Origin of the sequence: Candidatus Magnetobacterium casense, from assembly GCF_019173545.1 — a bacterium.
Taxonomy (GTDB): Bacteria; Nitrospirota; Thermodesulfovibrionia; order Thermodesulfovibrionales; family Magnetobacteriaceae; genus Magnetobacterium; species Magnetobacterium cryptolimnobacter.
On record NZ_JABXWD010000212.1, the window covers coordinates 1 to 6,114 of the forward strand.

At 47.4% G+C, this 6,114-nt stretch carries 3 protein-coding genes and 1 pseudogene; all 4 read right to left on the reverse strand.

The window, feature by feature from the left end; all coding sequences use genetic code 11:
* Positions 1–114 precede the first annotated feature (114 nt).
* Positions 115–3,450, reverse strand: a complete 3,336-nt coding sequence (locus HWQ67_RS11480; RefSeq protein ID WP_218252829.1) for a hybrid sensor histidine kinase/response regulator — start codon at positions 3,448–3,450, stop codon at positions 115–117.
* Between the two features lie 39 nt (positions 3,451–3,489).
* Entirely contained in the window at positions 3,490–4,590 is a 1,101-nt protein-coding gene (locus HWQ67_RS11485) for an ABC transporter substrate-binding protein (protein WP_320414566.1), read from the reverse strand.
* Between the two features lie 147 nt (positions 4,591–4,737).
* The gene (locus HWQ67_RS11490; RefSeq protein WP_218252831.1) at positions 4,738–5,379 is read right to left on the reverse strand and encodes a hypothetical protein; all 642 of its coding nucleotides are present in this window, start codon (positions 5,377–5,379) and stop codon (positions 4,738–4,740) included.
* A 340-nt stretch (positions 5,380–5,719) separates the two neighbouring features.
* Positions 5,720–6,114: pseudogene (locus tag HWQ67_RS11495) on the reverse strand (hypothetical protein); the annotation flags it as partial.

The following is a 6,114-nucleotide window of genomic DNA, read 5'->3' on the forward strand; positions in this document are numbered from 1 at the left end:
GAAGGGGTCAAGGGGGCTGGCCCCCTTGCGGGGGGTTCTAAAGGGGGGCGGAGCCGCCCCTTTCTTTCTTTTCTTAGGGGTGAACTATTGTTATACATATTTATGCTCTTTTGCTTACTTGTCTGACCTTTTTTTAACGGATATCCCTAACGATCGGGAAAATGCAATCAAAGAGTTAAGCGCCTTATCAAAATCGTAATCATTTATCTGATTCTCAATATCAATCAGCTCATCAAACTTGCAATGCCCTGTCAACGCCCCCTTGAGGGTCTGCAGTTGCGCAAACGATTCCGAATCGCCCTCTTCAAGCAACAACGCCAGCTTCCCTAATGAGGTCGTTACCGTTTCGTTCTCTCTGATGTCCACATCAACCGTACAAGCAGCAGGCGCCTGCGTAACGGCAGGAGGTGTCGTGGCATCAAGCCGATACAGTTCCGTTATAACATCATCGAGCGCCTTCTGAAACGCTCTCAATAGTGATGTCAGGTCAGGGATGTGTTCAACACCGTCCTTGAGCGCCTTGTCCAGTTGCCGCGAAACTGTGTGAAGTTCGATGGCGCCAATGGTACCGGCTACTCCAGCCAATGTGTGAACCAACCTGTAAACTGATTCATAGTCTTTATTTTCCAGTCCGTTGTAAACAGTCGTGGCGCTATCACCGTATTTATCACGAAACTCCCTGAGTATCTTGAGATAAAGAGCGCTATTGCCGCTCAATCTCTCCAGACCGACACGAATATCGATCCCTTTGAGATTGGCCGGCAATCCTGCGTTGTCAGCTTCGGTTGATTTTTTATCGGGTATTGACAGTGGCAGGGCATCTTTCGCCTCCCCGGGTTTGAGCCACTTCAGCAGGGTAACGTAAAGCCCTTTTGGCTGTATTGGCTTACCGACATGGTCATTCATACCCGCGGCCAGACATTTCTCCCGCTCTCCTGCTAGGACGTTAGCGGTCATGGCTATAATTGGCAGGTCTTTAAACTCCTGTTGTTGTCTTATCCTTCTTGTAGCCTCATAGCCGTCTATCCCTGGCATCTGGATATCCATCAGCACGACATCAAACGAGGTCTTTGTAACGGCCTCCACTGCCTCTACGCCGTTGTTGGCAATGTCTACTATAAATCCTTTGCTCTGTAGCAGTTCCACTGCAACCTGTTGGTTGATTTCGTTGTCCTCTACCAAAAGGATGCGTGCCCCTGCCAGTTTTTCGATTCCCTCTACTGCCACTTCTGCATTGGGTGGCATTACCATGTATCGGGCGGCATCCTCACCAACAACCGACAAGATAGTCTCAAACATCAGCGATAAACTAACCGGCTTTATAAGGATGCCATCAAGGTGGGCGTCCTTGGCCGCATGCATGACCTCTTCCCGTCCGTATGCGGTTACCATAATAACCTTTGGAGGCTTGTCAGGGATGAGTCTGTTGATCTCCTGTGCCGTTGTGATGCCGTCCATATCGGGCATCTTCCAGTCAATGAATATCATATCGTAGGGGGTATCCATCGAACGCTTTAACTCGGCCAGGGCCTCTATACCCGATGACACGGGCGTTACCTTGAATGAGAAGGATTCCAGCGCATCTGTAAGTATATCACGCGATGCGGGGTTGTCATCGGCCAGGAGGACCCGCATGCCTACGTATTTGTCCGAGGGCAGACGGAAGCGGCGTCTTTCAGGGTTTTGTCTGGCAAACAACGCAGTGAATTGAAAGTTTGACCCCCTGCCGGGTTCACTCTCCACCCATATACGACCGTTCATCATCTCTGTCAGACGTTTGCTTATGGTTAATCCCAGGCCGGTGCCACCGTACTTTCTACTCGTTGAGGTATCGGCCTGCGTAAAGGGTTGAAACAGAGCGTTTATCTGTTGCTGGGTCAGCCCTATGCCGCTATCCTTTACCGAAAAGTGCAACTGCACCGTTTCGGCAGTTACCTCCTCGGACTCAACGGCAATAATAATTTCACCCTTTGTCGTGAATTTAACGGCGTTGTTGGAGAGATTCAACAATATCTGCCCCAGGCGCAAGGGGTCTCCAACAAGTGCCAACGGGACATCCCTGGCTACGGAGAAGCAAAATTCAAGCCCCTTTTCTTCGGTCTTGAGCGTAATCAGATTGGAGATATTGTGCAGCACCTCATCCAGGTGAAAGGGGATATACTCCATATCCAACTTGCCCGCCTCGATCTTTGAGAGGTCCAGGATGTCATTTATAATCCCCATCAACGTATGGGCCGAGGTGTTAATTTTTGCCAAATAGTCTAATTGCTTGTTGTTCAGTTCCGTCTTGAAGGCGAGAGAGAGCAGGCCTATGATGCCGTTCATGGGTGTGCGTATCTCATGGCTCATGTTGGCAAGGAAATCGCTCTTGGCATGATTAGCGCGTTCTGCTTCTTTTTTTGCCTTCACAACCATTTCATTGGCGACTTGTAATTCCTCGGTACGGGCGTTTACCATAATTTCGAGTTCTTCGCGCCGCCTTAGCATTTCCATGCTCGACCTCCTTAGTCTGATGTTGGCAGATAACAGCAACAGTATCACGGTGATTGTTATTATCAGAAGCTCTATGGCTATATTAAAATATATCTTTTTATACAGACCATGTATCTCGGAAAAGAGATAAACGTTCCAATCATTATCGTCTATATGCAGCGCTGTTACCACGTACTGCACGGAGTGCAGCGTTACAACGGTAATCCCCCTGAAGCTAGTCTCATCTTGAATTGGAAGCGTGGACAGCTCTGCACCGGTATATTGTTTACTGGCTCTTATTTCGGCTATTGTTTCTTCTGACAGCTTTTGCACCGTGTTGAATGTATAGCTTTTATCGCTTGATACAAAGATGACGCCATTTTTATCCGCAACAAACAACTTCCCGCTGATTTCCTTCATATTGGGTTTCATGATATCCAGAGAGCTCTTTACTACTACAACGCCTATAATCCTGTTGTCTTTCTTAACGGGGTAGGAAACATAATAACCTGGCACCTTTGACGTAACCCCGATTGCAACGTACCTTCCCACTCCGCCCTGGATTGCTTGTTTGAAATATGGCCTGAATGTGTAATTATTACCAACAAGGGAGCCGGGTGTGTTCCAGTTGCTTGACGCAATTGTAGTTCCATTACTGTTAATAACGTAAGAAAATTCGGCGCCTATTGCGGCGTTAAATTGCTCAAGGTAGCTATTGATCATTTCAGTGGTTGCATGGTTGTCGAGAAAATCTATAATCAGATTGCTCTCTGCCAAGATTTTGGGATAGACCAAATAGTTGCTGACCTTGTTTGTAAGGTAGGTATTGTACACGTCAAGGTATTGGGTGGCTTCCTTCTTGATATTATAGAGGACTATTGCCTTGGTCCACTCAACCGTAAAATATAAAATTATGGCAACAACACATAGCGTAATGATAACAACGCCAAGGCGTTTTACGTTAGCAAAAATTTTCATAGAAGTGTTATTTTTTTCCTAACCTCTGAAGCGTTACAATTACTTCAACTGCTCTTTTGCACTAACCCATTGCCCATCCTTGATGACTTTAATGAACGCCGGTTTGAGGCAATCGCCGTATTTATCGAAATACGTATTTCCCGTAACCCCCTTGTATGCCTTTTGCGGGGAGTTGAAGGCGGCCAGGATTTGTTTGATCTTTTGGCGGTTGTTGCCGGCTTGTGCGATGGTCTCTGCGGCTATGCCAACGGCGTCATACGTGTTGGCGGCAAACCAGTTGGGTTGTTTGCCGAATTTTTTGGTGTAGGCATTGATAAAGTCCTTTGCCTCTGTCCCTGCGGCCTCGGCCAGAAACGGGGTTGTTACCAACAGGCCCTCGGCGTTCTTGTTTTCGAGCATGATGGCATCATCGAGGCCGTCGGCACCAAAGAAATGCACCTTCATACCCAACTTTAGGGCCTGATTTATGATGAGCGAACCCTGCGGGGCATAGCCGGGGATAAAGAGTGCATCGGGTTTCATTATCTTGAATTTGGCCAGTTGTGGGGTGAAATCGGTTGTGGCCGATGTATAGGCCTCCTGTCCGATGACCTTCAGGCCGCGCTTTTTTGCCTCTTCCACAAATGCGGTCTTAAGACCCGTTGAGTAATCGTTGGTTTCGTAAAAGACGACTACCTTTTTCCACTTCATTGCCTCTGCGGCATAACGGGCCAGGAATGCCCCCTGGAACTCGTCCTGGTAGACGTTTCTGAAGTAGTATCCGCCGCCGGATTTTCCGATCGTAGGGTTTGTAGATGCCGGTGTGATGGCGGCAAGCTCGGCCTTCCTGTAGATGGGCAGAGCGGCCAGCGTGGCCGATGAACAAAGATGTCCGACAACGATGACAACGCCTTTGTCGTTGGCCAGCCTGGTTGCTACGTTAGAGGCCTCCTTGGGTTCGCACAGGTCATCTTCGAGGCTGATGTTCAGTTTTTTGCCGTTGATCCCACCCTTGGCGTTGATCTCTTCCGCCTTTAGCAGGGCGGCATTTTTCACGCCCTCCCCAAAGGATGCCAACGATCCCGTGTAGGGCGAAACCACAGGTATCTTTACGCCTTCCTGAGCCGGAAGCTCTGAACAAAGCAGGTTGAAAACAAGCACTACCAATATTAATAATCTCATAAATATCATTGGATATTATTGTATTAGGATTGATAGAATTTAGTCAACACCTTTCTTTCTTTAATTGGGTGAATTACGCTATAGTTACTTTATGCTCTTCTGCTTGAGTCCCCTCAATGGGGAGCGTTAAGCACGGCCTTTCAGGAGACTTTTTCTAAAAAAAAGCATAAAGCCCGATATCAGAAATTGTAGTTCCATGTCCATGATCTGATCATCGATCTCTGCCACTTCCGCAGACGATAGGGGATGATTGCCGTCAAGGTTGTAGCGTTTTATGATCAGTCGTACAATTTCCAGGACGGTGTTGTCTGCATTTTCGCTTACCCGCCTTAGATCGTCAATGGCGTCCGTGCTCATACCAAGTGCGATATTGCAGTGGGCGATTAGCAACAGGTAGAACTGATTGCGTATGTCTGAAATTTGTACGACGTGTTTTTTCAGCGCATTGAGGGCGTCACCAAACCTTTTGCCCTTCATTTTGGCAAGGGCAAGTGCACTGGCAAAGTAATCCCTGCTCGCAGGCCACTTCACATTGTCTGCTCCGTACTGCAAACGTCTGATCGCTTCGTCAAGCTCTCTGCCTTCTTTGAGATACGACATTGCTACTATGTGGTATCCTGTCCATTCATCTTTAGTCACAGGGGTTTCTATAATCAGAGATTCACGCAGCTCGGCATGTCTGTTTGACACAAGCAGTAGCCCCGCACGGCCATTTTTTACTGCTGCATTCGTCGGGAATAGCGCCACCGCTTCGTCATATGCGCTCAAGGCCTTATCAAAAGAACCCGTATTTTTAAAAAGTTCAGACCGTAAAGTCCAAATAAACGTATATTTTATACCCAGAAGAGTTGCATAATCAAGCAACCTCTCTGTCAAGTCCCATTTATGACTACGCATTGCATGAGTAGCAAGATTATAATAAGTCATGACCAGGAACTGACTCCCTCCATTATTGAGATTGTAATCGCTTATATCGTAAAGATATATTTCAAGGTTTTTGTTGTTTTTTTGCGATATGATCTGTTTTATATAATTTATTTTTTCATCAACTATACCTTTAACCTCACGTTGATTTATATGCCGATTTATATATTGTGGCGTATTTTCGTTATAAGTCCTTAATCAGTGCTTCAATCGGGTCAATATCACCAACCACATCACCCCCTGCACCTGCCTTGACCACCGGGATGAGGGCAGCCCTCATGTCATACAGCAAGACCACAATCCCCTTGACCTGCTCATTCAATTTCCTGCTCTTGCGAACACTTGAAATTATATCGTCAATGACGCTCACGTCCACGGTCATCACGGCGTGTACGAAGTCGGCAAATATGCCGTTTATAAACAAGACCCCTTCGGCGTGTTTAACCTCATCCTCACCGTCTATCCTGCGGGCGGCAACGTCATCCCAGATAGCACGCACCTGCCCGATGACAGGCTGTGAGCGCAAGACCTCTTCATAGACGGATAGCGTCAACATGGCCCCCATGCGCCTTGATATCT

Excerpts from the sequence above, each read along its gene's own strand:
- HWQ67_RS11480 (WP_218252829.1), bottom strand. The coding sequence starts at position 3,450 with ATGAAAATTTTTGCTAACGTAAAACGCCTTGGCGTTGTTATCATTACG.